6 tRNA genes are annotated in these 729 nt (G+C 51.9%); all 6 read right to left on the reverse strand.

Annotated features, from left to right (window positions below):
- Positions 1-135: 135 nt before the first annotated feature.
- Positions 136-211, reverse strand: a tRNA-Ala gene (locus E2R51_RS19610).
- A 19-nt stretch (positions 212-230) separates the two neighbouring features.
- Positions 231-307 (reverse strand) — tRNA-Pro (locus E2R51_RS19615).
- Between the two features lie 7 nt (positions 308-314).
- Positions 315-391: transfer RNA gene (locus E2R51_RS19620), tRNA-Arg, on the reverse strand.
- 28 nt (positions 392-419) lie between these two features.
- Positions 420-505, reverse strand: a tRNA-Leu gene (locus tag E2R51_RS19625).
- Positions 506-524: 19 nt separating this feature from the next.
- A tRNA-Gly gene (locus E2R51_RS19630) sits at positions 525-599 on the reverse strand.
- A gap of 8 nt (positions 600-607) precedes the next feature.
- A tRNA-Leu gene (locus E2R51_RS19635) sits at positions 608-692 on the reverse strand.
- Between the last annotated feature and the right edge of the window lie 37 nt (positions 693-729).

Genomic DNA, 729 nt, shown 5'->3' on the forward strand with positions numbered 1-729 from the left:
GCACGCCGCCAGCGTTCGTCCTGAGCCAGGATCAAACTCTCCGTAAAGTGTTTGATAAAGCTCATTTGTTTCATTTAAAACTTGTATTAACGTTGACGTTTTTGGTTGTTTAGTTTTCAAGGTTCAATAATACATTGGTGGAGCCTAGCGGGATCGAACCGCTGACCTCCTGCGTGCAAGGCAGGCGCTCTCCCAGCTGAGCTAAGGCCCCATAGTTGGGAAATATAAAATGGTCGGGAAGACAGGATTCGAACCTGCGACCCCTTGGTCCCAAACCAAGTGCTCTACCAAGCTGAGCTACTCCCCGTAAAGTATGGCGCGCCCGAGAGAAGTCGAATCCCTAACCTCCTGATCCGTAGTCAGACGCTCTATCCAATTGAGCTACGGGCGCATCATTTAAATGTTTTCTAATAAAACAGTGCCGAGGGCCGGACTCGAACCGGCACGGTGGAAACCCACCGCAGGATTTTAAGTCCTGTGCGTCTGCCAATTCCGCCACCCCGGCTAAGGCAGTAATAAATATATGGAGCGGAAGACGAGATTCGAACTCGCGACCCCCACCTTGGCAAGGTGGTGTTCTACCACTGAACTACTCCCGCGTGGTATATGGTGCGGGTGGAGGGACTTGAACCCCCACGCCTTGCGGCACTAGATCCTAAGTCTAGCGCGTCTGCCAATTCCGCCACACCCGCATATACATTTATTGGTGAGCCATGTAGGATTCGAACC

Origin of the sequence: Jeotgalibacillus sp. S-D1 (assembly GCF_004358665.1) — a bacterium.
Classification (GTDB): domain Bacteria; phylum Bacillota; class Bacilli; order Bacillales; family Jeotgalibacillaceae; genus Jeotgalibacillus.